At 67.4% G+C, this 21,989-nt stretch carries 19 protein-coding genes and 1 pseudogene; 12 read left to right on the top strand and 8 right to left on the bottom strand.

Going from position 1 to position 21,989, the window contains the following annotated elements; all coding sequences use genetic code 11:
• Positions 1-188 precede the first annotated feature (188 nt).
• The 3 genes from ACXJKH_RS03425 to ACXJKH_RS03435 all read right to left on the bottom strand — a co-directional run bounded on the left by ACXJKH_RS03425 (position 189) and on the right by ACXJKH_RS03435 (position 3,429).
• Positions 189-797 carry a thioredoxin family protein gene (locus tag ACXJKH_RS03425; protein ID WP_457318310.1) on the bottom strand — a complete coding sequence of 203 codons (609 nt, stop codon included), beginning with the start codon at positions 795-797 and terminating at the stop codon, positions 189-191.
• A gap of 8 nt (positions 798-805) precedes the next feature.
• Entirely contained in the window at positions 806-2,308 is a 1,503-nt protein-coding gene (locus tag ACXJKH_RS03430) for a peptide MFS transporter (protein WP_256777583.1), read from the bottom strand.
• 242 nt (positions 2,309-2,550) lie between these two features.
• The gene (locus tag ACXJKH_RS03435) at positions 2,551-3,429 is read right to left on the bottom strand and encodes a tryptophan 2,3-dioxygenase (protein ID WP_457318311.1); all 879 of its coding nucleotides are present in this window, start codon (positions 3,427-3,429) and stop codon (positions 2,551-2,553) included.
• A 113-nt stretch (positions 3,430-3,542) separates the two neighbouring features.
• On the opposite strand from ACXJKH_RS03435, the pseudogene ACXJKH_RS03440 reads away from it, so the two are divergent.
• Positions 3,543-3,725: pseudogene (locus tag ACXJKH_RS03440) on the top strand (2-oxo acid dehydrogenase subunit E2); the annotation flags it as partial.
• A gap of 835 nt (positions 3,726-4,560) precedes the next feature.
• Here the strand turns inward: ACXJKH_RS03440 and ACXJKH_RS03445 are convergent.
• On the bottom strand, positions 4,561-5,193 hold the full coding sequence (locus tag ACXJKH_RS03445) for an NAD(P)H-binding protein (protein WP_457318312.1): 633 nt from the start codon (positions 5,191-5,193) through the stop codon (positions 4,561-4,563).
• A gap of 148 nt (positions 5,194-5,341) precedes the next feature.
• Here ACXJKH_RS03445 and ACXJKH_RS03450 point away from each other — a divergent pair, with 148 nt between their 5' ends.
• From ACXJKH_RS03450 to ACXJKH_RS03460, 3 genes are read left to right on the top strand one after another with little or no spacing between them, the layout of a single operon-like run.
• Positions 5,342-6,904, top strand: a complete 1,563-nt coding sequence (locus ACXJKH_RS03450; RefSeq protein WP_457318313.1) for a GGDEF domain-containing protein — start codon at positions 5,342-5,344, stop codon at positions 6,902-6,904.
• A gap of 57 nt (positions 6,905-6,961) precedes the next feature.
• Positions 6,962-7,483, top strand: a complete 522-nt coding sequence (locus ACXJKH_RS03455; RefSeq protein ID WP_457318314.1) for an RNA polymerase sigma factor — start codon at positions 6,962-6,964, stop codon at positions 7,481-7,483.
• 10 nt (positions 7,484-7,493) lie between these two features.
• Complete coding sequence (locus ACXJKH_RS03460) at positions 7,494-8,156, top strand: hypothetical protein (protein WP_457318315.1); 663 nt, start codon at positions 7,494-7,496, stop codon at positions 8,154-8,156.
• Positions 8,157-8,297: 141 nt separating this feature from the next.
• Here ACXJKH_RS03460 and ACXJKH_RS03465 read toward each other — a convergent pair whose 3' ends face one another.
• Positions 8,298-9,236 carry a DUF808 domain-containing protein gene (locus ACXJKH_RS03465; protein ID WP_256774878.1) on the bottom strand — a complete coding sequence of 313 codons (939 nt, stop codon included), beginning with the start codon at positions 9,234-9,236 and terminating at the stop codon, positions 8,298-8,300.
• A 181-nt stretch (positions 9,237-9,417) separates the two neighbouring features.
• Here ACXJKH_RS03465 and ACXJKH_RS03470 point away from each other — a divergent pair, with 181 nt between their 5' ends.
• The gene (locus tag ACXJKH_RS03470) at positions 9,418-11,058 is read left to right on the top strand and encodes an ABC1 kinase family protein (protein WP_457318330.1); all 1,641 of its coding nucleotides are present in this window, start codon (positions 9,418-9,420) and stop codon (positions 11,056-11,058) included.
• A gap of 266 nt (positions 11,059-11,324) precedes the next feature.
• Positions 11,325-13,427, top strand: coding sequence for a phosphoglycerol transferase I (locus tag ACXJKH_RS03475; protein WP_256774737.1), 2,103 nt, complete (start codon positions 11,325-11,327; stop codon positions 13,425-13,427).
• Between the two features lie 296 nt (positions 13,428-13,723).
• On the opposite strand, the gene ACXJKH_RS03480 is transcribed toward ACXJKH_RS03475, so the two are convergent.
• Positions 13,724-16,120, bottom strand: a complete 2,397-nt coding sequence (locus ACXJKH_RS03480) for a DUF3772 domain-containing protein (RefSeq protein WP_457318316.1) — start codon at positions 16,118-16,120, stop codon at positions 13,724-13,726.
• 146 nt (positions 16,121-16,266) lie between these two features.
• A complete protein-coding gene (locus tag ACXJKH_RS03485; RefSeq protein WP_457318317.1) occupies positions 16,267-16,515 on the bottom strand; it encodes a hypothetical protein in 249 nt (82 codons plus the stop codon).
• A gap of 178 nt (positions 16,516-16,693) precedes the next feature.
• Between ACXJKH_RS03485 and ACXJKH_RS03490 the strand changes: the two genes are divergently transcribed.
• The 3 genes from ACXJKH_RS03490 to ACXJKH_RS03500 all read left to right on the top strand — a co-directional run bounded on the left by ACXJKH_RS03490 (position 16,694) and on the right by ACXJKH_RS03500 (position 19,016).
• On the top strand, positions 16,694-17,188 hold the full coding sequence (locus tag ACXJKH_RS03490; protein ID WP_256774739.1) for a lipocalin family protein: 495 nt from the start codon (positions 16,694-16,696) through the stop codon (positions 17,186-17,188).
• A 4-nt stretch (positions 17,189-17,192) separates the two neighbouring features.
• Positions 17,193-18,404, top strand: coding sequence for an NAD(P)/FAD-dependent oxidoreductase (locus ACXJKH_RS03495; RefSeq protein WP_457318318.1), 1,212 nt, complete (start codon positions 17,193-17,195; stop codon positions 18,402-18,404).
• 105 nt (positions 18,405-18,509) lie between these two features.
• Positions 18,510-19,016, top strand: coding sequence for a hypothetical protein (locus ACXJKH_RS03500; RefSeq protein ID WP_256774741.1), 507 nt, complete (start codon positions 18,510-18,512; stop codon positions 19,014-19,016).
• A 75-nt stretch (positions 19,017-19,091) separates the two neighbouring features.
• Here ACXJKH_RS03500 and ACXJKH_RS03505 read toward each other — a convergent pair whose 3' ends face one another.
• Positions 19,092-19,526 (bottom strand): PepSY domain-containing protein, encoded by a 435-nt coding sequence (locus ACXJKH_RS03505; protein WP_457318319.1) that lies wholly within the window; start codon positions 19,524-19,526, stop codon positions 19,092-19,094.
• A gap of 124 nt (positions 19,527-19,650) precedes the next feature.
• On the opposite strand from ACXJKH_RS03505, the gene ACXJKH_RS03510 reads away from it, so the two are divergent.
• The 3 genes from ACXJKH_RS03510 to ACXJKH_RS03520 are packed head-to-tail and all read left to right on the top strand — an operon-like array spanning position 19,651 to position 21,931.
• A complete protein-coding gene (locus ACXJKH_RS03510) occupies positions 19,651-19,947 on the top strand; it encodes a PepSY domain-containing protein (RefSeq protein WP_457318320.1) in 297 nt (98 codons plus the stop codon).
• Complete coding sequence (locus ACXJKH_RS03515) at positions 19,947-20,609, top strand: response regulator transcription factor (RefSeq protein ID WP_256774744.1); 663 nt, start codon at positions 19,947-19,949, stop codon at positions 20,607-20,609. Before ACXJKH_RS03510 ends, ACXJKH_RS03515 begins: the two co-directional genes overlap by 1 nt.
• A complete protein-coding gene (locus ACXJKH_RS03520; protein WP_457318321.1) occupies positions 20,606-21,931 on the top strand; it encodes a sensor histidine kinase in 1,326 nt (441 codons plus the stop codon). The genes ACXJKH_RS03515 and ACXJKH_RS03520 overlap by 4 nt, the downstream gene beginning before the upstream one ends.
• The last annotated feature ends 58 nt before the right edge of the window (positions 21,932-21,989 follow it).

Raw genomic sequence — 21,989 nt, forward strand, 5'->3', positions numbered from 1 at the left:
CCCCATGCCCTTTCCGGCGACGCCCCCGGCCGCGGGGCGGCYTCCCCCTTGATTTCGCCTCCAAGGGCATGGGAGCCCAGCGCCCGACCCACCGACCGCCGCGCCTGGAAGGGGTCAAAGCACACGTCTGCTTGCCCCGCATAGGGTGAAAAACCAAAAAAAAGCCGCGGAATCCGCGGCTTTTTCGGTCATGGCGCCTTGGGTGGCGCCCAGTCCTTCATGAAGGCGAAGAACCGCGTGCGGTTGTAGCCCTTGGGCTGGCCCTTGTCGGCCTCCAGCTCGCCGGTGAACTGCGAATGCAGCAGCGTGCCGTCGGCATCGAGCACGAACAGGTGCGGATAGCCCTTGATTGCCGGGAACTGCGACAGGAACGCCGCGTTCTCGTTGTCTTCGCTGTAGTTCACCTTCATCCACACGAAGTTGGCGTCGCGGAAGCTGCGGATCTCCGCATCGCCTTCGATGAAGGCATCCATCAGGTGGCACCACGAGCACCACTCCCCGCCCACGTCCAGCACGATCCGCTTGCCACCCCGCTTGGCCTCGACCTTGGCCGTGGCCAGGTCGGCGACCGGATCGCGGCCCGGATCGAACTGCGCGTTGAGCGCGGCGATGGCCGCCACATCGGCCGCGGCCGGCGTGTTGCCCGAGGCCACCGGTGCGCTGGGATCCGCGACCGGCGGCTTCTGCTCGCGGGTATCCAGCGGCTGCGCAGGACCGGCCGTGGGCGCCGACGATGGCGCGCACGCGCACAGCAGGCCCGCCACGATCATCGACGCACACCCCATCTTCATGCGCATCACCGACCTCACTTGACGCCGTGCATCAGCTTGTTGATCAGCGGGGCGAGCAGGAACAGCAGCGCGCCGGAGATCATCAACGCCCAGAAACCGAAGGTGTAGCCCTTCAGCGCCGACGCCACGGTCATGCCGCCTTCGCCACTGACCACGCCGGCGAAAATGCCCGACAGGTTGTTGCCGATGCCGGTGGACAGGAACCAGCCGCCCATGCCGAAGCCGACCAGGCGCACCGGGGCCAGCTTGGTCACCATCGACAGGCCGATCGGCGACAGGCACAGCTCACCGACCGACTGGATGACATAGACCATGAACAGCGTCCAGAACGGGATCTTGCCGTCCACCACCATGCTCGACAGCGCCAGCATCAGCAGCGCGAACGCCACGCCGTTGAACAGCAGGCCCAGGCCGAACTTGCGCGGAATCGACGGATTGGCGCGGCCCAGCTTGATCCAGATCCAGGCGATGATCGGGGCCAGGGTGATGATCGCCACCGAGTTGACCGACTGGAACCACGCGGTCGGGAAGGTCCAGCCGCCGAGGTTGCGGTTGACGATCTGGTCGGCCAGGAAGGTGAACGAGCTGCCGGCCTGTTCGAAGAACATCCAGAACATCACGTTGAAGACGAAAATGATCAGCATGGCGATCACGCGATCACGCTGCACCTTGCCCTCGCGGATGCCCTCGACCAGCAGCAGCACGCCCAGCGCGATGAACATCACGCCCAGGATCCAAGCCAGCGCGGTGGCGCCGGTGGACAGCAGGAAATAGGCGACCGGAATGGCGACGATCGAGCCGACCAGCACCATGATGATGCGGCCGAAGCCTTCGGCACCCACCGGCGGTGCGCCGATGCCCTTCAGGCCGGCACGACCGATGTAGAACCACACCAGGCTGATCAGCATGCCGATGCCCGAGGCGATGAAGACCATCTTGTAGGACGGCATCGCCTGGGTACCAAAGACCTGCTCGGCCAGGTACTGGGTCAGCACCGGGGCGATCATCGCGCCGATGTTGATGCCCATGTAGAAGATGGTGAAGCCCGAGTCGCGGCGCTCATCCTTCAGGCCGTACAGCTTGCCGACCATCGTGGAGATGTTGGGCTTGAACAGGCCGTTGCCGATGATGATCGTGGCCAGGCCCAGCTCGAACACTTCTTTGTTCGGCATGGCGACCATGAACAGGCCGGCGGCCATGATCACCGCACCGGTCAGGATGGAACGCTGGTACCCCAGCACCCGGTCGGCGACGTAGCCACCGAAGATGGCCGCGGCATAGACCAGCGCCAGGTAGGCGCCGTAAGTGCGGCTGGCGGCAGCCTGACCGGCCGAGTCGCCTTCGAAGAACTGCGACACGATGTACAGCACCAGCGCCCAACGGATGCCGTAGAACGCAAAGCGTTCCCAGAATTCGGTCATGAACAGCATCCACAACGGGCGCGGATGGCCCAACGTGGTCTTGAACTCCGGCAGCGCCGGATCGGGAACGGATGTCGCGGCGGTGTCTACGCTCATGCGGGATTCCTGGGTTCGGTGGAAGACATGCACGTCCGATGTGCGAAGCAGCGCGGGAGAATCCCAGAACAACGGCGTTCACGTCAAATACACGCCGATTCGTGCAACTGCCGGCACGGTCGCTGAACTTGCATCTGCAACCACCGGTCCGGCCCCGCCAGCGCAGCAACGGCGGGGGCTGCCGCACCCTACGGCGGATGCGGCCGGTAAATATGAATAGGCTTATTGGCAGGACTGTCGGATCAGGCGTCCGGCGGCATCGGATCGTCGTTGCGGATGGTCGTGCGCACCTGGAACAGCTCCGGGAAGAAGGTCAGTTCCAGCGCCTGGCGCAGGAACCCCACCCCGCTGGAGCCGCCGGTACCGCGCTTGAAGCCGATGATCCGCATCACCGTGCGCATGTGCCGGAAGCGCCACAGCTGGAAGGCGGTCTCCAGGTCAACCAGGTCCTCGCACAGCGAATACTCGCGCCAGAACCGGTCGGTGTTCTGGTAGATCCGCTCGAACACCGGGTGCAGGGCATCGTCGGCCACGTGCGGCTGCTGCCAGTCCCGGCCCTGGTAGGCAGCGGGGACGGGATGGCCGAAGCGCGCCAGGTAACGCAGGAATTCCTCGTACAGGCTCGGCGCGTCCAGCACCTCCTGCAACTGCGCCTGCCCGGCCGGGTCATGCGAGAACACCTGCAGCATCTGCGCGTTCTTGTTGCCCAGCAGGAACTCGATGTAGCGGTACTGCAGCGACTGGAAGCCCGAGGACGGGCCCAGCACGTCGCGGAAACCCATGTACTCCGACGGGGTCAGGGTCTCCAGTACCGACCACTGTTCGGTCAACTGGCGCAGCACCTGCTTGCTGCGCGCCAGCACCTTGCGGCATTGCCACACCTGGTCGCGCTGCAGGAACCCGATCGCCGCACGCAGCTCGTGCGCCAGCAGCTTCAGCCACAGCTCGGAGGTCTGGTGCTGGATGATGAACAGCATCTCGTCGTGGTGCGGCGGGTTGGACAGCGGCTGCTGGGCGCTCAACAGCTGGTCCAGCCGCAGGTAGCCGCCATAGGTCAGACGTCCCYCCAGATCGGTGTGGATACCGGCTTCGAGGTCGCGTTGGTTCTTCTCGACGGACATGGCGTGGGCCAAATGAGGGGGTCAAAGGGTAGCGCACAGCATGCGCTCCCGGGCGGGCGGCACCCTACGCCGGCGTCTGGTACAGCCGCGCGCCGGGTTTTCGCGCGCGTGGGCCGCCGGGCGAGGCGATCGGCGCTGCCGGCCGGGCCCGCGACCGGATGACCCCGGAGATGGGCAGCGTGGAAGCGCACAAGGTGATCCCGCTGTCGGTGACCCTCGACCACCGCGCCGCCATCGGCGGCGAAGCGGCGCGCTTTCTGCGCGCGGTGCTGGACGACCTGGTGTTGGCGAGCTGATGCGGTAACTGCGGTCCGTGAGTCGGAAGGCACCATGCAAGGATAAAGCCGCCGCCACGTGGCCGTTATCGTCGGCCAGCCGCGAGGCCCATCATGGTGGAGCCAAGCCATGCTCGGCTGCTCTTCGCGCCGGCGTATAGCTCCCGTGTAGGGCTTCTGCCGAGCATGGCTCGGCACTACCGGAGCTTGTGCGCACCATCAGGCCTGCCGCGACGCCCATCCTGGTAGAGCCGAGCCATGCTCGGCTGCTCTTCGCGTCGGTGTGTGGTTTCCGTGTAGGGCTTCTGCCGAGCATGGCTCGGCAGTACCGGGGCTTATGCGCACCATCAGGCCTGCCGCGACGCCTACCTTGGTAGAGCCGAGCCATGCTCGGCTGCTCTTCGCGCAGGCTTACAGCTTCCGTGGTGGGCTTCTGCCGAGCATGGCTCGGCACTACCGGGGCTTGCGCACCATCAGACCAGCCGCGACGCCAACCCTGGTAGAGCCGAGCCATGCTCGGCTGCTCTTCGCACCGGCGTATAGCTTCCATGTAGGGCTTCTGCCGAGCATGGCTCGGCACTACCGGAGCTTGTGCGCACCATCAGATCAGCCGCGACGCCAACCCTGGTAGAGCCGAGCCATGCTCGGCTGCTCTTCGCGCCGGTGCATGGCTCCCGTGTAGGGCTTCTGCCGAGCATGGCTCGGCTCTACCGGGCTTGCGCGTACCTTCAGGCCTGCCGCGACGCCAACCCTGGTAGAGCCGAGCCATGCTCGGCTGCTCTTCGCGTCGGCGTGTGGCTTCCGTGTAGGGCTTCTGCCGAGCATGGCTCGGCTCTACAGGGGCTTGCGCCTACCTTCAGGCCAGGTCCGACGAGCTTACGATGTGTACACCCGCACGCGGCACCAGCGCGGCCTCGACCATGGCCGCGGCGATGTTCTCGGCCGGGTTGATCCGCCACGCCTTCGGCAGGACCGGGCTGAGCGCACCCAACACCAGGCTGGCCAAGTGCTCTCCGGTACGCCGTTCGGCGCGGTCGCCGCCTATCAGTCCCGGCCGCACCAAGGTCAGCGAGGGGTAGCCGAGGCCGCGCAGATCCTGCTCCAGCCGGCCCTTGACCTGGTTGTAGAAGATCCGCGAATCCGCATCCGCGCCCATTGCCGAATTCAGCACGAAGGCATGCGCGCCATGCGCCTGCGCCAGGGTGGCCACCTGCAGCGGGTAGTCATGGTCGATGCGGGCAAACACCTCGCGGCTGCCGGCCTGCTTGATGGTGCTGCCGAGCGCGCAGATCACCGCATCCACCGCCCACCAGGACGCATCGACCGGCAACCGATCAAAGTCCACCACCGGGTTGTGCAACGCCGGATCGGCCAGCGCCAACGCGCGCCGGGTCGGGGCCACGACGGCGTCGCAGCGTGGATCATCGAGCAACTGCTGCAGCACCTGCCCACCGACCAGCCCGGTCGCGCCTACCAGCATCACCTTCATCGCACGCTCCTGCCGTCAGATTGCCTACCATCGTGGCATATCGGGTGTGGCGGCCCCGGCGTTCAAGCCGGCGTGCCCCGCGCCGATACTGTTCCCACCTCCCCTCGCCCCGGCGCACCCCGCCGGTCATCCGCCAAGGATCTGCCGCATGACCGACCCGCACGACGCTCCTCCCAGTCCCGGCACCGCCGTGGGCCGGTTGCTGTCGCGGCGACAGGCCGAGACCCGCGTGATCGACACCCTCGGCGGTGACGCACCCGGCCCCAAGGGCGGCAGCAGCGCGATGCTGCAGCGCCTGTTCGCCGGCATCGACAGCCCCGAGCCGCTGCTGGCCGCCTTCGCCAATGGCATGTCCACCCTGCCCGGCGAACTGGGCGACATGGGCCTGCGCCTGCAGTCGGCGCAGCGCAGCGCCGACTGGGTCAGCTACGGCCGCGCGATGCGCCAGCTGATCGACAAGTACATCCGCACCATCGAGCAGGAGACGCCCGACGGCCAGCCCGACAGCCTGCGCCTGCGCGAGCTGCTGCGGCACACGCTGGGCGTGACCGTGGCCAGCCTGCTGCAGAACATGCCCGAGCTGAAGGAGGAGCCGGCGCTGATTGCCGCCGACCTGCGCCACTGGCATCCCGGCCAGCCGCTGCAGCCGATCGAACTGCGCCTGCGCGAGCTGTCGCACCAGATCGGCGTACGCAGCGATGGCTGGCAGGAACAGCAGGAACTGCTGCTGAGCCTGTTCGACCTGCTGCTGGACAACATCGGCGAGCTGCTCGATGACAGCAGTTGGCTGCACGGCCAGATCCACGCCGTGCGCGAGCTGATCGGCGGCCCGCTGGACCGCGACTCGGTCGAACAGGCGCGCATCAACCTGCGCGAGGTGATCTACAAGCAGGGCCTGCTCAAGCAGGGCATCAGCGAATCCAAGGCGGCGATGAAGGGCCTGATGGGCGGCTTCATCGAGCGGCTGGACGGGATGGCGGTGAGTACCGGCGAGTACCACGACCGCATCAGCAGCTATGCGCTGGCCCTGAAGGAGGCGCGCAGCATCGCCGATCTCAACCAGCTGCTGCAGGATGTACTGCAGGACACCGGCCGCGTGCAGGAGCAGGCGCTGCAGGCGCGCGACCATCTGGGCAACGCACGCCGCGAGGTCGAGCAGGCCGAACAGCGCATTGCCGAGCTGGAGCAGGAACTGCGCGATGTGTCCGGGCTGATCCGCACCGATCCCCTCACCGGCGCACTCAATCGCCGTGGCTTCGAGGAGTTGATCGAACGCGAGCTGGCCCGGGCCGGTCGCCACGACCATCCATTGGCGTTGGCGCTGATCGACCTGGATGATTTCCACCAGACCAATGCCACCCACGGCCATGCCGGCGGCGATGCGGTGTTGCGCCACCTGGTCGCGGTCTGCCAGCTGCACCTGCGCAGCACCGACGCGCTGGCCCGCATCGGCGGCGACGAGTTCGTGCTGCTGCTGCCGGAAACCCCGGCCGCGGACAGCATGTCCACCCTGCTGCGGCTGCAACGCTCGCTGGCCCAGCGCCCGCTGCAGTTGGACCAGACCCGCGTACCGGTGCACTTCAGCGCCGGGGTGGCGCAATGGCAGGCCGACGAACCCGCCGACGCCCTACTAAGGCGCGCCGACGCGGCGCTTTACGCGGCCAAGCGGGTCGGCAAGAACCGCGTGCAGGCCGCCGACGCGCCCCGATGAGCCACGCGTCCCGCAACGCGCTGTGATAACCGGCGCGTCCGTGCGAATCATCCGGGTATGGACATGAACAACGCCGCCGCCCGCGACCCGCGCCTCCGTTTCGCCGCGTTGCTGGACCAGCACCGTGGCATCGTGCTGAAGATCGCACGCGGCTACTGCGCGCACCAGGAAGACCGGCTCGACCTGATCCAGGACATCAGCGTGCAGGCCTGGGACGCGTTCGACAGCTTCGACCCGGCCCGTGCCCGCTTCTCCACCTGGCTGTACCGGGTGGCGCTCAATGTGGCCATCTCGCAGCTGCGCCGGCAGCAACTGCGCCAGCGCCACCATGCGGTCCTGGACGAGGACACCCTGCCGGTGGACGACACCGCACCGGCCGAGCAACAGCACGCCGTGCAGCAGCTGGAAATCGCCATACGCACGCTTCCGCCGCTGGATCGGGCGCTGATGCTGCTGCACCTGGACGACCACGACCACCGCCAGATCGCCGACATCCTGGGCATCAGCAGCGCCAACGTCTCCACCCGCCTGCACCGCCTGCGCCAGCAGCTGCGCGCGCGCTTCAATCCCATCGCCTGAGGCCACCGCCATGCATACCGACCCACTCAAGCAGCTGTGGAACCAGCCCGGCAACGAGGCCGACGACAGCGAGGCGAGCGCCGCGCTGAACGCGTGGCGCCGCCACCGGCAGCATGCCGCGCAGCGCCAGCTGTCGGCGTTCAGTGCGGTGCAGGTGATGCAACTGCTGTTCTGGCTGGCGCTGTCGATCTATTGCGGCAGCGTCTGGTGGCAGCAGCCGCCGCTGGCGGTGATGGTCAGTGCGGTGGCGCTGCACGCCTACAGCGTGGCAGTGATCATCGCCAGCGCGGCGCGGCTGCACCTGCGCGGGCAGCTGCAGCCCGACCAGCCGGTGCTGCAGCAGTCCCGGCAGCTGGCGTTGCTGCGCATGCAGACCGCTATCGGCGAACTGCTGCTGGGATTGCCGTGGTGCTGGCTGTGGCTGGCGGTGCCGGTGCTGATCGCGTGGCAGGCGTGGGGCCTGGACCTGTCGGTGTTCGCCGCGCGCTGGCTGCTGGTGTCGCTGGTGGCAGGGACGGCGATGATGATCGCCCTGCTGGTACTGGCGCGCCGCTGGCTGCAGCGCGACCCGCAGTCGCCCCGCCTGCAGCGGGCGATCGATGCGCTGTCCGGCCGCCGCCTGGCCCGGGCACACGCCGAACTGGCCGCCGTGCGCGACTGGAACGCCGGCTGACGGCGCCATCGCGCCGCATCCAGACAAGCGCCGCTTCGATTAGCGCATCGCCCTGCGGTTGGCATCCGCCGCCGGGCGCGGAATGATGATCAATCCCCCGCCCCCACCGGTAGCGCCGAGCCCTGCTCGGCGGCCTCACCCTCAATGCGCCGCTTTCTTCCCGCGCAGCTTCTGGAACCCCATCACCGCCGCCAGCACGATGGCACCGGCGATCACGCCAACCACCATGTTGCCCAGCGCGTTGACCAGCCAGCCCCAGCGGCCTTCACCACCGAGTGCCTGTACCAGGTGGTGCAGCGCCGGCACGTTGTGAACCAGGATGCCGCCACCGACCAGGAACATCGCCGCCGTCCCGGCCACCGACAGGAACTTCATCAGCCACGGCGCGGTCACCAGCAGCCCACGGCCGATCGCCGCCAGCGCCGCGCCCTTGCGCGACAGGTACAGGCCGACGTCGTCCAGCTTCACGATGCCGGCCACCAGGCCGTACACGAACACCGTCATCGCCAGGGCGATGATCACCAGCGCGGTGACCTGGTTGAGGAACGGCGCAGCGGACACCACACCCAGTGACAGCACGATGATCTCGGCCGACAGGATGAAGTCGGTGCGTACCGCGCCCTTCACCTTGTCCTTCTCCCACGCGACCATGTCCACCTTTTCATCGGCCAGCGCCTTGACCCGCTCGGCCTTCTGCTGGGCATCTTCTTCCTGCGAATGCAGGAAGCGGTGCGCCAGCTTCTCCACGCCCTCGTAGCAGAGGAACGCGCCGCCGATCATCATCAGCGGCACCACGATCGGCACCGGGTAGCCCTTGCCGCGCAGCCAGGCCTCCAGCGCGCTGATCGCCAGCGCGGCCGGCACCAGGATCGCCTTGTTGACCAGCGAGCCCTTGGCCACCGCCCATACCACCGGCAGCTCGCGGTTGGCGTTGACACCCGTCACCTGCTGCGCGTTCAGCGCCAGGTCGTCGCCAAGCACGCCGGCGGTCTTCTTGGCCGCGACCTTGGTCAGGACCGACACATCGTCCAACAGCGCGGCAATGTCATCGAGCAACGCGAACAGGCTGGCACCGGCCATGGCAATCCAATAGATCAAGCGGGAGCGTGGATTCTGCCCGATCCGGGGCGCGGGGCGATAGCGCCAGGCGGATTCACCGGCCCACCACCCCGTCCCGGCGACACTGCCGGTGATCCCCCTGCTGGAGCCCTGCTTGAATACCACGCCTGTCGCCCCTGGTACGCCGTCGCTGGTCAAGGGCATGAACCGCCGCAGCCAGATCCTGCGCCTACTGCTGCGTTACCGGCATTCCGGGGTGTTTTCGGGCATGAACCTGGATGCGCGGGCGATGCACGACCTGCCGCCGGAAGGCAACCCGGAGCAGTTCGTCACCGACTTGGAATCGCTCGGCCCCACCTTCGTCAAGCTCGGCCAGATGCTTTCCACGCGCCCGGACATGGTGCCGGTGGAGTTCGCCACCGCACTGGAGCGGATGCAGGAAAAGGTGGCACCGATCCCGGTAGAGCGCATCGCCAGCATCATCGAGCGGGAACTGGGCGCGCCGGTGTCCAAGCTGTTTGCCAGCTTCGATCCGGTGCCGCTGGGCTGCGCCTCGATCGCCCAGGTGCACCGCGCGCAACTGCATGACGGCCGCGAGGTGGCCGTCAAGGTACAGAAGCCGGAAGTGGCCGCGCAGCTGCGCTCGGACCTGGACGTGCTGCGCAGCTTCGCGCTGGCCGCCGACCACCTTACCCAGGTCGGCCGCCGCGTGCGCCTGCGCGACTGGCTCAACGAGTTCGCCAAGACCCTGATGCAGGAGCTGGACTACCAGGCCGAGGCGGAAAACCTGCAGCGCTTTGGCCAGCATCTCAAGCCGTTCAAGCCGCTGTGGGTGCCGCAACCGGTGTGGGACTACTGCAGCCACCGCGTGCTGACCATGGAACTGGCCCACGGCGTGCGCGTGGACATGATTCCCGACGTGCGCCGCACCGAGCAGCCGATGGCGCCGCTGGCGGCCGCGCTGATCCGCGGCTATGTCGACCAGATCTTCGTGCATGGCGAGATCCATGCCGATCCGCATCCGGGCAACCTGCGCGTGACGCCCGAAGGTCGGCTGGCGATCTTCGACCTGGGCATGGTCGCGCACATGCCGCCCCGCTTGCGCGAGCGCCTGCTCAAGCTGCTGTTCGCCGCGGTGGACGGCCGCGGTGAGGAAGTGGCCGATGAGATCATCGGCATCAGCACGCGGCTGGAATCCTTCGACGAGGAGCGTTACCTGCGCGAGACCGGGCAGATGATCGCGCGTTACGCGGCCAACACCAGCTACTCCGAAGGCCGCGTGGTGCTCGACCTGGTCCGCATCGCCACCGCCAGCGGCCTGCGTACGCCGCCGGAGCTGAGCCTGCTCGGCAAGGCGCTGCTCAACCTGGAAACCGTGTGCCGGCTGTTGTCGCCGGACCTGGACACCCGCCGCATCGTGGAAAAGCAGCTGCAGCATGTGATGCGCGCGCGGCTGAAGAAATCGCTGTCGGCGGCCAACCTGGCCAGCGAGGCGATGGAGATGCAGCAGCTGCTGCGCGAAGGCCCGCGCAAGATGTCCGATATCCTCGCGCTGCTCGCCGAGAACCGGCTGCAGATGAAAGTCACCGGGCTGGAAGAATCACGGTTGATGGAGAACCTGCAGAAGATCGCCAACCGTGTGTCGGCCGGCATCATCACCGCGGCGCTGATTCTGGCTGCGGCGATGATGATGAAGGTGGATACGGGCTGGCACCTGTTCGGGTACCCAGCCATCGCATTTACCCTGATGTTCATTGGCGTGGCGCTGGGCCTTGGCATCATCCTCAGTGCGTTGATCTTCGACCGTCGTGCGCGCTCCAAGGAAGAACGCGGGCATCGTTGAACCACGCGTCTCACGCATTCATCAGTCCAATGGAACACGGCTGAGCGCGGCGCTGCCGCGCGCGAACTTTCACGCGCGTTTTACACGCTGAAACACGATGCGCGGTAGCGCTGCGCATGTCGTTTTGAACAAACATTTCAGTCAGGTTCGTGCAGGCATGATCGGGTCATCGGTCTGTCATGCAAGTGTGGTTGGACAGCCGGTCGGATGGGAAATCACGTCGTCATGACGTCCATCACCACCTGTCTCCACTGCCGAAGCTGCCCATGATCTGGATCCTGCTGCTGTCCCTGTTGCTGCTCACCTGGTTGCTGCTCGCATCACGCACGTGGGTATGGTGGAAGGCCGGTCTGATGTCGCTGCTGCTGCTCACGCTCAGCGCTTGGTGGTTGATCAACAAGTTGTCCGGTGATGGGCTCAACGCCGCCACGCTGTACCACCTGGGCGCGGACATGGAAGGCGCCGGTGTCGCCGATTTCAAGGGCTACATCGCCGGGTTCATCGTCTTGGCACTGCTCTCGCTGTTGCCGCTGGCGGTGCCCCGTCTCCAGCGCTGGCACGGCAACACGCACGGCAAGGCCGTGTTCGGCGGGTTCATCGCGATGTGGCTGCTGGCGATCCTGGTCAGCCCGCTCTACAGCGACGGCCAGCGCCTCTACCTGCAGATGCGCCCGGTGGATTACACCGTCATCGCCCCCGAGTACCGCATTCCGCAGCAGGCGCTGACCAAGCCGCGCAACATCGTGTGGATCTACGGCGAGAGCCTGGAGCGCACGTATCTGGACGAGACCACCTTCCCCGACCTGATGCCCAACCTCAATCGCCTCGCCGGCCAGGCGCTGGACGTGCGCGGGCTGGTATCGGCCGAAGGCGGCGGCTGGACCATCGCCGGCCTGGTCTCATCGATGTGCGGCGTGCCGCTGACCACCGCCAAGGAAGATGAGAACAGCATGGGCCGCATGGGCAGCTTCCTGCCCGAAGCGGTCTGCCTGGGCGATTATCTCAAGCAGCAGGGCTATACCAATCATTACCTGGGGGGCGCCAACGGGCAGTTCGCCGGCAAGGGCCAGTTCCTGGCCACGCATGGCTTCGACACCGTCGACGACCTGGCGTGGTTCAAGAAGCAGAAGGTGGCACGTTCGCACTTCTCGCCGTGGGGCGTGCATGACGATGTGCTGCTGGACAAGGCCTACGATCGTTTCGTGCAGCTGTCCCGGCAGGGCCAGCCGTTCATGCTGACCACCCTGACCATGGACACCCACCACCCGGCCGGGCACCTGCCGGTGGCGTGCAAGCGCACCCGTTACCAGAGCGAGTACGGCAACATCGGCATGCTCAACGCGCTCAAGTGCACCGACGGTCTGATCGCCAAGCTGGTCGATCGCATCCAGGCCAGCCCGTACGGCGAGGACACGCTGATCGTGATCGCCTCCGATCACCTGGCCATGCCCAACGATCTCAGCCATATCCTGGCCAAGCAGAAGCGTGAAAACCTGCTGCTGTTCCTGGGCAAGGACATCGCCCCGCGCCAGCTGGCCGCCGCACCCGGTTCCACGCTGGATTCCGGCGCCACCCTGCTCAGCATGCTCCAGCCGGACATCAACGCCATCGGCTTTGGCCGCTCGCTGCTGGACCCCAAGCGCACCGACAGTGCCAGCGCGGCGGCGTTGCGCGACAACGGCAAGGACTATCCACGTTACCTGGCGTTCTCGCGCTCGCTGTGGCTGGGCGACAAGACCCGCCAGCTGCGCATCGACGAGGACAACCAGGTGGTGATCGGCCTGCAGCATGTGCAGCCACCGGTACTGCTGGAATACGACAAGCAGTTCGACCTGAAATCGGTGTACCTGGAGAACACCTCCAAGCAGTTCGACCAGGCCGATCCGACCAACACGCTGGCCTATGTCGATCGCTGCACCGCCTTCGAGGATGGCTCGGCCGATGGCGACTGGTGCGCGATGCTGGTCAACCGCGACAAGGGCATCAAGCTGTATCGCGATGACGCACTGCGCAGCGGCTTCGCCGTCGATGGCCCGCTGGAACCGTTCAACGGGCCACGTCCGAGCATCCGCCAGGCGCACATGATCACCCAGAAGGGCCGTCGCACCCGCGCCGGCCAGTACATGCTGCAGTTCGTGGCCAAGCAGTCGCCGGACCGTGGCTTCTGGATTGAAGCGGTGTCCTCGCAGCGCAAGGTGGTGGTGGCCCAGCAGTGGGTGCAGCCCGACGCGGAGGGCCGCATCAGCGTACCGTTCGGCCTGGATCACGAAGTGGACGACCTGGAAATCCGGGCGTGGTTGAACCACGCCGAGAAGCTGGCCGTGGACAACTTCGCGCTGGTCCCGTCGCGACGCGGCAACCGCGGCTGACGGTAGTGCCGGCCGMTGGCCGGCTCCCGACCACCCGCATCAAGCGATTGCCGSCCAGCGGCCGGCACYACCCGGTTCTACGCACGCAGCAATCCCGGTAGTGCCGGCCACTGGCCGGCTCCCGACCCACCCCGCATCAAGCGATTGCCGGCCAGCCGCCGGCAYTACCTCGTTCTACGCACGCAGCAATCCCGGTAGTGCCGGCCGMTGGCCGGCTCCCGACCCACCCCGCACCAAGCGATTGCCGCCCAGCGGCCGGCACCACCAAGTTCCGCTTATGCGTCACCGCCTTCCGCTTACGCCTCAGGTTCCCGCGGGGCGGTGGGGTCGCGCACCAAATGGATATCGGTCGGCGAGGACAACGCGATCCCGCCAGCGGCGAATTTCTGCAGCATCGTGAAGTAAAGATCACTGCGCACGCCATACACCGCGCGCGGGCCGGACACGTAGGCGAAGCTGTTGATCGCGATCTGCCCGTTGGCGATCGAATCGATGAACACCGACGGGGCCGGGTCGGACAGCACCGCCACGTGCTCGGCATAGCTGTCCAGCAGGATCTGCCGCACGGCAGCCACGTCGGTACTCAGCGGCAGCGAGAACTGGATCTGGATGCGGCCCTGCGCATTGCCCATCGTCATGTTGCGGATGGTCTTGGTGATCAGTTCGGAGTTGGGCACGATCAGCGTCGACTTGTCCCCCACCTGGATCTCGGTGGAGCGCACGCTGATGCGTTTGATGTCGCCTTCCTGGTCACCCAGCTTGACCCAGTCGCCGATCTTCACCGGCCGCTCGGCCAGCAGGATCAGGCCGGAGACGAAGTTCTGGGTGATCGCCTGCAGACCGAAGCCGATACCCACCGACAACGCGCTGACCACCAGCGCCAGCTTCTCAAAGCCGATCCCCAGGGCGGTCAGGCCCCACAGCACGGCGGTGATGATGCCCAGGTAGCGGGTGACGGTGCTGATCGAATTGCGCGCGCCGGCGTCCAGTTCGGTCTTGGGCAGGTAGGTCTCGGTGAGCCAGTTCTGGAAGGCCTGCATCACCGCCCACACCACCAGGAACGCCAGCACCGCGTAGAGCACGCTGCTGGGCTTGAGCGTGGTGCTGCCGATGGTCAACCCGTTGGACAGCGAATCCAGCCCGCCATAGAACGCATTGAGGTTGCCGAACGGCGCAGCCAGCGCCAGCACCGCCAGCACGATCACGCCGATGCGCAGCACCGCCGACAGCAGCACGCCGGCCTGTTCGACGCGCGCCTCGGTCAGCCCGGTGGTGAGCACGATGCTCTGCCCGACCCGGCTGGTGGGCGACAGTGCCCAGGTGGCCAGGTCGTCGGCGAATTTCAGCAGCAGCGAGGCGGCCAGCAGCACCACCGCGCCCCAGACCAGTTGCTGGGCCACGAACAGCGCGAAATTGAGATAGCCCAGCAGGGTGGCAATGACCGCTGCGGCCACCACCACATGCCCGGCCAGCCGCGCGATCACGATCCAGCCGCTGCGACGCGGCGGCGCCTTCGGTTTGGCGCCCGACTCGGCCTGCGCATCCAGCTTGGCCTGGGCTTCGTCGGTCTGGCGCCGATGCAGGCGCGCCAGCGACACCAGGATGGCGATGATCAACGCCATGTAGGTGATCGCGATCAGCCCGTCCACCGCCACCGTAGTGATGGCACTGGTGCGCGAGGCGCGGTTGATCTCCACCAGCAGGATACTCAGCCAGGTCAGGCCGGCCGCGCCCCAGGCGTACTTGCGCAGGCGCCACGCCGCCGTGTCATCCAGGGTGAGCAGGCGCCACGAGGGCCGACTGGGCACCAGCAGGCACGCGCTGAGCGCGGCGATGAACGCCGCCACGAAGGTGGCCACCTGGAAATGCTGCGCCAACTGCTCCAGCCGCGGCGGGATCGCCCCGATGGATTCCAGCGCGGCCACCAGCACCACGGCCGCGAAACCGGGTAGCAGTGTCCCGACCGCCAGCAGCCATACCGCCAGCCCGGACCGACGCAGGCGACCGTCCGGCGCGCGCTCGGACGCGGCATAACGGCGCCCGGCCGCGCGCAGCCACAAGCGCAACGGGAAGAACATCAACAGCGCCACCCCCAGCCCGGTCAGCGGCGYCGCCCAGCCATGCTCGGCGATCGCCTTGCGCGCGGTGCTTTCCCCCTGCCGGTACAGCGACACCAGCCGCCCATAGTCGGCCGGCACATGGGTGGCGAACTGTTTCCACAAGGACGGCGACAGCGGCGAATTGACCTTGCGCGCCAGTTCTTCGCTGAACTGGCTGACGCGCATCTTCTCGATATCCGTGCCCAGCTGCCTGGCATCGCCAGCCAGCAGCTTGGCCCGCGCGATCGCCGAGGCGATGTCGCTGCGCTGCTGGTTCAGGGCCTTGCGCTGCAACGCGATGTCGCGTGCTTCGACGGTGCCTTCGGGCACAACCCCAAGCTGGGCAACGCGCGCGTCCATCTGGTCCAGCTGCGGCTGCAGCGCATTGCGCGCGGCATCGGCGTCGCGCTGCACGGCCAGCGCGCGGTCGGACAGGGTCTTGAGCGTGTCGCGGGTATCGGCATCGTCCAGCGAAGCCTGGATCTGCTTGAGGTCCTTGTCGGCCTGGGCCAGCTGGGCGATGGGATCGGCATCGGTGGCCTCATCGGCCTGGGCCATGGCCAGCGGCGCCATGCCCAGCCAGGCACACAACATCAGCAAGGCCAGTGGCCGCCGCAACGATCGGAAAAGACGGGAAGACAAGCCGGTGCACCGCAAGGTTCGCGCGGACCACCGCGCCTGCGCGAACTATAAACCGCGCCCTGTTCACAGCGGGTAGAGGCCCCGCCGGGCCGCCGCCGTCAGTACTTCAGGCGCAGCTCTTCGACCTGTGGCTGCAGCTGGGTGTACCAGTCCTGGAACTCCTCTTCGCTGATTTCCTCCGGTGCATACACCGCCACCGGGTCCCATGCGTGGTCGGTGGGCAACGGCTGGCGCGGGCCGGCGCGCAGCGAGTAGGTCACGCCTTCATGGTCGACCACGTCGTCGACCGCTTCCCAGTGCCCGCGCGAAAAACTGCTGTCGCTCTTGAGCAGGATCACCTGATACATCCACACCTCCCATGCATGGAAAACCGGCGTTGTGCCGACCCACACCATAGCGCCGTCGCCCGTAGCAATGCATGACGCAACGGCAACGCAGCGTTCTCCACGGCGCATTCGCCCGGGCTTCACCCGGCCGTGGCAGCGGACCCGGCATCGTGGCGGCGACCTTCACAAGCTGCCTTCGATGAACACTCACGCCGACCTCAAGACCGTCCCTGACCTCAAGCTGCCGCGCTACCTCGGCACCTGGTACGAAATCGCCCGCCTGCCGATGAAGCATGAGCCGGAGGACTGCACCGATGTGTCGGCGCATTACAGCCTGAAGGAAAACGGTCACGTCGCCGTACTCAACCGTTGCCGGCTCGGCGACGAGATCGAGGAAGCCGAGGGCGAGGCCTGCCCGGTCGACAACGACAGCGCGCGGCTGGAAGTGAGCTTCCTGCCCAAGGGCCTGCGCTGGATCCCCTTCACCAAGGGCGACTACTGGGTCATCCAGGTCGCGCCCGATTACAGCGTGGCGCTGGTCGGCAGCCCGGACCGCAAGTTCCTGTGGTTGCTTGCGCGTACGCCTACGCTGGATACCACCACCCAGGAACATTACCTGGCCCAGGCGCGCCAGCAGGGTTTCGACCTCGCCCCGCTGATCCACACCCCGCACACCGGCCGACCGACGGCCTGAGCGCATGGATCTCAAGAGCGGCTATCCCTTCTGGGCGGTCCGTAACGGGCTGATGCACGCCTTCCCGCCGCTGGAACAGGACCTGAGGTGTGAGGTCCTGGTGGTGGGTGGCGGCATCAGCGGTGCGCTGATCGCCGATGAGCTGTGCGCGAACGGCCACGACGTGGCCGTGATCGAGCAGCGCGACGTCGGCTGGGGCAGCACTGCGGCCAGTACCGCACTGCTGCAGTACGAGATCGACACCCACATGGTCGACCTTGCCGAGCAGTACGGCGAGAAGGCGGCGGTGCTGGCCTACCAGGCCTGCGCCGATGCGATCCCGGCACTGCGCGAGGTGGCCGGTGCGTTCACCGGTGTCGACTGCCATCGCATGCAGAGCCTTTACTACGCCAGCAAGCGGCGCCACCACGCGGTGCTGCACGAGGAATACCTGCTGCGCAAAAAGCATGGCTTCGGGGTGCGCTGGCTGGAAAAGGACGCGGTGGGGCATGAGTTCGGTATCAACGCGCCCGGCGCCATCCTCAGTGCGTTGGCCGCGCGCGTGGACCCGTACCGGCTCGCCTACCGGCTGTTGATGCGGCTGCAGAAGCGCGGCTGCGGGGTGTACGACCGTACCGTGCTGGAGACGCTCACTCCCACCAGCCGCGGGGTCACCGCGCGCACCGCCGACGGCATGCAGATCCACTGCAGGCACGTGGTGATGGCCGCCGGTTACGCCAGCCAGCATTGGCTCAAGCCATCGGTGGCGCGCAACCGCAGCAGCTACGCCTTCATCACCGACCCGATCGACCCGGCGCTGCTCGGGCCGCTGGCCCAGACCATGGTCTGGGAGTCGGCACGGCCCTACCTGTATATGCGTACTACCGGCGACCATCGGCTGCYGATCGGCGGGGAAGACGATGCCATCGACATCCCGGCCCGGCGCGATCGGCGTGTCCAGTCCAAGACCGGCACCCTGCTCAAGCAGGTGGCCAAGCTGTTCCCGCACCTGCCGCTGCAACCGGCGTTCTCCTGGGGCGGCACCTTCGCCGAGACCAAGGACGGGCTGCCGTTCTTCGGCGCGCACCCACAGTGGGGGCCGCGGGTCCTGTTCGCCATGGCTTACGGCGGCAACGGCATCACCTACTCGATGATCGGCGCCGGCCTGCTCCGCGCCCGGATCGAGCGCCGTCGGCACCCGCTGGCCGCGCTGTTCGGGTTCGGACGGCTGGAGTAAAGTTCCCGGGCAGCCGGTGCCATGACAGGCATCGTTCAAGCAGCCGGTGCTAGCGTCAGCGCTGTCGGCGGCCTGCCTGCTGCCCGCCCGTTCCGGAGCCCCACCATGATCCGCTCGCTATCGCTGCTGCTGTGCCTGCTTGCCCCCGGCGTCGTCCTGGCCCAGTCCGCGGCAGGAGCGACCGGCCCGCAGTCGGCCACCGACCTCAACCTGGCCGTGCCCTCCGCGCCGATGCAGTACCTGGGCGACGGCTCGCTGCGCGGCGACCCGCCCGGCACGTTCTACGGCGACAAGAGCGGCCGCCGCCTGAGCGATCCCGGCGCCGGCAATGGCATCGCCAACGTCACCGATGACAAGCTGCGGGTCAACGGCAGCGTCACCACCGGCATCGGCTATTCCAAGGAGGGCGGCAACTCGCACTACAACGCGGCCGAGTTGAACCTMAACAAGAACTACACCACCGATGAGGGCAAGACCCACAACATGAACCTCAACATCCGGGTCAGCGAAGGCAAGGGTCCCGGGTTTTATGGTCCCTACGGTGGATATGGCGGCTATGGCTACGGCCCGGGCCCGGGCTACTGGGATTACCCGCCGCGCGGCGGCTGGTAAGCGCCCGCGTCACGGGCATGCCGAAACGGCCGGGCAACCGGCCGTTTGCATATCCGCCACCGGCATGACGGGGACTCAGTCCCACCAGCCGTCGCGCTTGCTCGACAGCACCCGGCCGTCATGGCCGCTCATGCGCACGTCCACGCGCTGGTTGCGTGCGTTGCGGGCTTCCAGCTTCCAGGTGGCGCCATCGCGTTCGAACGACTCGATCCGGGTGAAACCGGCCTTGCCGGCAAGGTCCAGGATCTGCCCGGCGTCGAGCAGCGCGCGGCTGCCGCGCGGGTCGAAGATCTCGCCGGTGGCCGGGTCCACGATCACTTCTTCAAAGGTGCCATCGGCTCGGGTCACGTCCGCTTCCCACAGGCCGTCATCGCGCTCCAGTTCGTGCACCCGGGTGTAGCCGGCCGCACGCAGCTTGGCCTGCACATCGGCAGCGGTAAGTTCGGCGGCCATGGCCGGGGTGGACACCAGCGCGGTGGCCAGGGCGGCGGCGAGGATCAGCTTGTTCATCGGGGGACTCCAGAAGGACGCCGGTCGATTCCGGCACCGCCAGTCTGGCAAGCCCGCTTAAGCGGACCATGAGCCCGGCTGTTAGACAATGTTTAGACACGCCGCGTATACCGTTGCCATGACCTTGGCCACCTCCCTCTTGTTTCCCGTGCTGCTGGCGCTCGCCCCGCAGGACCCCGTGCGCGTCCTCGACGGTGGCAGCCACCAGCAGGACGCCGTGCGCCAGGCGGTCCGCCAGGGCCGGCTGGTGCCGTTGCAGCAGGTGGTGGCCGACGCGCTGCGCCGCTACCCGGGCAAGCTGGTGGAGGTGGAGCTGGACGACGGCAAGTACGAGATCGAGATCCTGGGCGCCAACGGCGTGGTGATGGAGCTGGATTACGATGCAGCCACCGGCCGCCTGCTGAAGATGGAAGAAGACTGATGCGGATCCTGCTTGCCGAAGACGATGCGCTGCTCGCCAGCCGCCTGCAGACCCTGCTGGAAGAGGCCGGCTATGTGGTGCTGCACTGCGCCGAAGGCCGCGCCGCCGAGGAACTGGGCCAGATCGAAGACGTCGCTGCGGCGGTGGTGGATCTGGGCCTGCCCGGGCTGGACGGGCTCAGCATCATCGAGCGCTGGCGCCAGGCCGGGCGCGGCTTTCCGGTGCTGGTGCTGACCGCCCGCGCACGCTGGCACGACAAGCTCGCCGGTTTCGATGCCGGCGCCGACGATTACCTCACCAAGCCCTTCCAGCCCGAAGAACTGCTGCTGCGCCTGCGCGCGTTGATCCGGCGCAGCGCCGGCCATGCCAGCCCCCGCCTTCAGTGCGGGCCGCTGCTGCTGGACGTCAACGCCGGCCGCCTGGAACTGGATGGCGAATTGCTGCACCTGAGCCCGCAGGAGTACCGCATCCTCAGCTACTTCATGCACCACCCGGACATCGTGATCAGCCGCTCGCGCCTGGGCGAACATGTCTACGAGGCCGGTTTCGATCCGGACTCCAACACGCTGGACGTGCTGATCGGCCGGATCCGCCGCAAGCTCGGCAGCGACCTCATCCACACCCATCGCGGGCAGGGCTTCCGCCTGTCGGCGCAGCCATGAACACCGGCTCGCTGCGCACCCGCCTGCTGCTCGCCGGTGGCGTCGGGCTGGTGCTGGTCTCGGCACTGGCGACCTGGTGGCTGGGGGCGATGTACGAGCGCTCCGCACGTGCAGCGATGGACCAGCGTCTGGGCAATGAATTGATCGCGGTGCTGGCGCTGGCCGAAAGCGATGCGCAGGGCCGCCTGCAGCTGCGCCGGGAACTGTTCGACGAGCGCTACCAGCGCGTGTTCTCCGGCACGTACTGGCAAGTGCAGGACACCCGCGGGCAGGCGCTGGGGCAATCGCGTTCGTTGTGGGATGAGACCTTGCCCGCCCCGGCGTCACTGCGCACCGGACCCGCCCAAGCCTTCGACACCACCGGCCCGCTGCATATGCCGCTGCGTGCGCTGGCCCAGCAGGTGACGCTGCCGCGCGTGCCTGCGCCGTTGCGGGTCGTAGTGGCCACCGACCGCAGCGACCTGGACGCGCAGGTCAGCGCGTTCCGCCAGCGCACCGCGCTCGGGTTGGCGGTGCTCATCGCATTGTGGTTCGCCGTGCTGGCCACCCAGGTGCATTACGGCCTGCGCCCGCTGGCCGAGCTGGGCCGCATCGCCGGCCAGGTCCGCAATGGCCAGGACGTGCGCTTCCCGCAGCGCGGCCTGGTCAAGGAAGTCGCGCCGCTGGCCGCGCAGCTCAACGACCTGCTCGACCATCACCAGCGCATGGTGGTGCGCGCGCGCCGCAGCGCCGAAGACCTGGCCCATGCGCTGAAGACACCGCTGACCGTGCTGGTGACCGAGGCCGAAGGCGATGGCAGCGACTGGCGCCAGACCCTGCGCAGCGAAACCGCGCGCATGCAGCTCAGCATCGACCGCTACCTCGCCGCCGGCATCGGTGCCGACAGCCAACAGCGCACTGTGGTGGCGCCGGTGATCGACGCGCTGTGCACGCTGATGCAGCGCGTGCACAACGAGCGTGGCCTGGTGTTCGACCAGGACCCGGACGCGCATGGCCTGTTTGCCGGCGCCCGCGAAGACCTGGAGGAGATGCTGGGCAACCTGCTCGACAATGCCGGCAAGTGGGCCGCGCACCGCGTGGCGATCCGCCTGCGGCACATCGACAGCACGCTGCGGATCGAGGTGATGGACKATGGCCCGGGGCTGCCCGAGGCGGACCTGCAGCGCGTGCTGGAACGCGGCGTGCGGCTGGACCAGCGCGCGGCCGGCAGTGGTCTGGGGTTGGCGATCGTGGCCGATATCGCCGAGAGCTACGGCGGCACGTTGGTGCTGGCCAATGCCGGTCCGGGTTTGAGGGCGACGTTGACGTTGCCGGCGGGATGACAAACGCCCGGTAGAGCCGACCGTTGGTCGGCTGGCACGCGCAGCGTGTGTGGTTTTT

It is taken from the genome of Stenotrophomonas sp. P5_B8 (assembly GCF_054049855.1).

Bases quoted from the DNA above. Each gene is read 5' to 3' on its own strand.
- ACXJKH_RS03425 (WP_457318310.1), bottom strand. From the start codon at position 797: ATGCGCATGAAGATGGGGTGTGCGTCGATGATCGTGGCGGGCCTGCTG.
- ACXJKH_RS03430 (WP_256777583.1), bottom strand. From the start codon at position 2,308: ATGAGCGTAGACACCGCCGCGACATCCGTTCCCGATCCGGCGCTGCCG.
- ACXJKH_RS03445 (WP_457318312.1), bottom strand. From the start codon at position 5,193: ATGAAGGTGATGCTGGTAGGCGCGACCGGGCTGGTCGGTGGGCAGGTG.
- ACXJKH_RS03450 (WP_457318313.1), top strand. From the start codon at position 5,342: ATGACCGACCCGCACGACGCTCCTCCCAGTCCCGGCACCGCCGTGGGC.
- ACXJKH_RS03455 (WP_457318314.1), top strand. From the start codon at position 6,962: ATGGACATGAACAACGCCGCCGCCCGCGACCCGCGCCTCCGTTTCGCC.
- ACXJKH_RS03460 (WP_457318315.1), top strand. From the start codon at position 7,494: ATGCATACCGACCCACTCAAGCAGCTGTGGAACCAGCCCGGCAACGAG.
- ACXJKH_RS03465 (WP_256774878.1), bottom strand. From the start codon at position 9,236: ATGGCCGGTGCCAGCCTGTTCGCGTTGCTCGATGACATTGCCGCGCTG.
- ACXJKH_RS03470 (WP_457318330.1), top strand. From the start codon at position 9,418: ATGAACCGCCGCAGCCAGATCCTGCGCCTACTGCTGCGTTACCGGCAT.
- ACXJKH_RS03475 (WP_256774737.1), top strand. From the start codon at position 11,325: ATGATCTGGATCCTGCTGCTGTCCCTGTTGCTGCTCACCTGGTTGCTG.
- ACXJKH_RS03485 (WP_457318317.1), bottom strand. From the start codon at position 16,515: ATGTATCAGGTGATCCTGCTCAAGAGCGACAGCAGTTTTTCGCGCGGG.
- ACXJKH_RS03490 (WP_256774739.1), top strand. From the start codon at position 16,694: ATGAACACTCACGCCGACCTCAAGACCGTCCCTGACCTCAAGCTGCCG.
- ACXJKH_RS03505 (WP_457318319.1), bottom strand. From the start codon at position 19,526: ATGAACAAGCTGATCCTCGCCGCCGCCCTGGCCACCGCGCTGGTGTCC.
- ACXJKH_RS03515 (WP_256774744.1), top strand. From the start codon at position 19,947: ATGCGGATCCTGCTTGCCGAAGACGATGCGCTGCTCGCCAGCCGCCTG.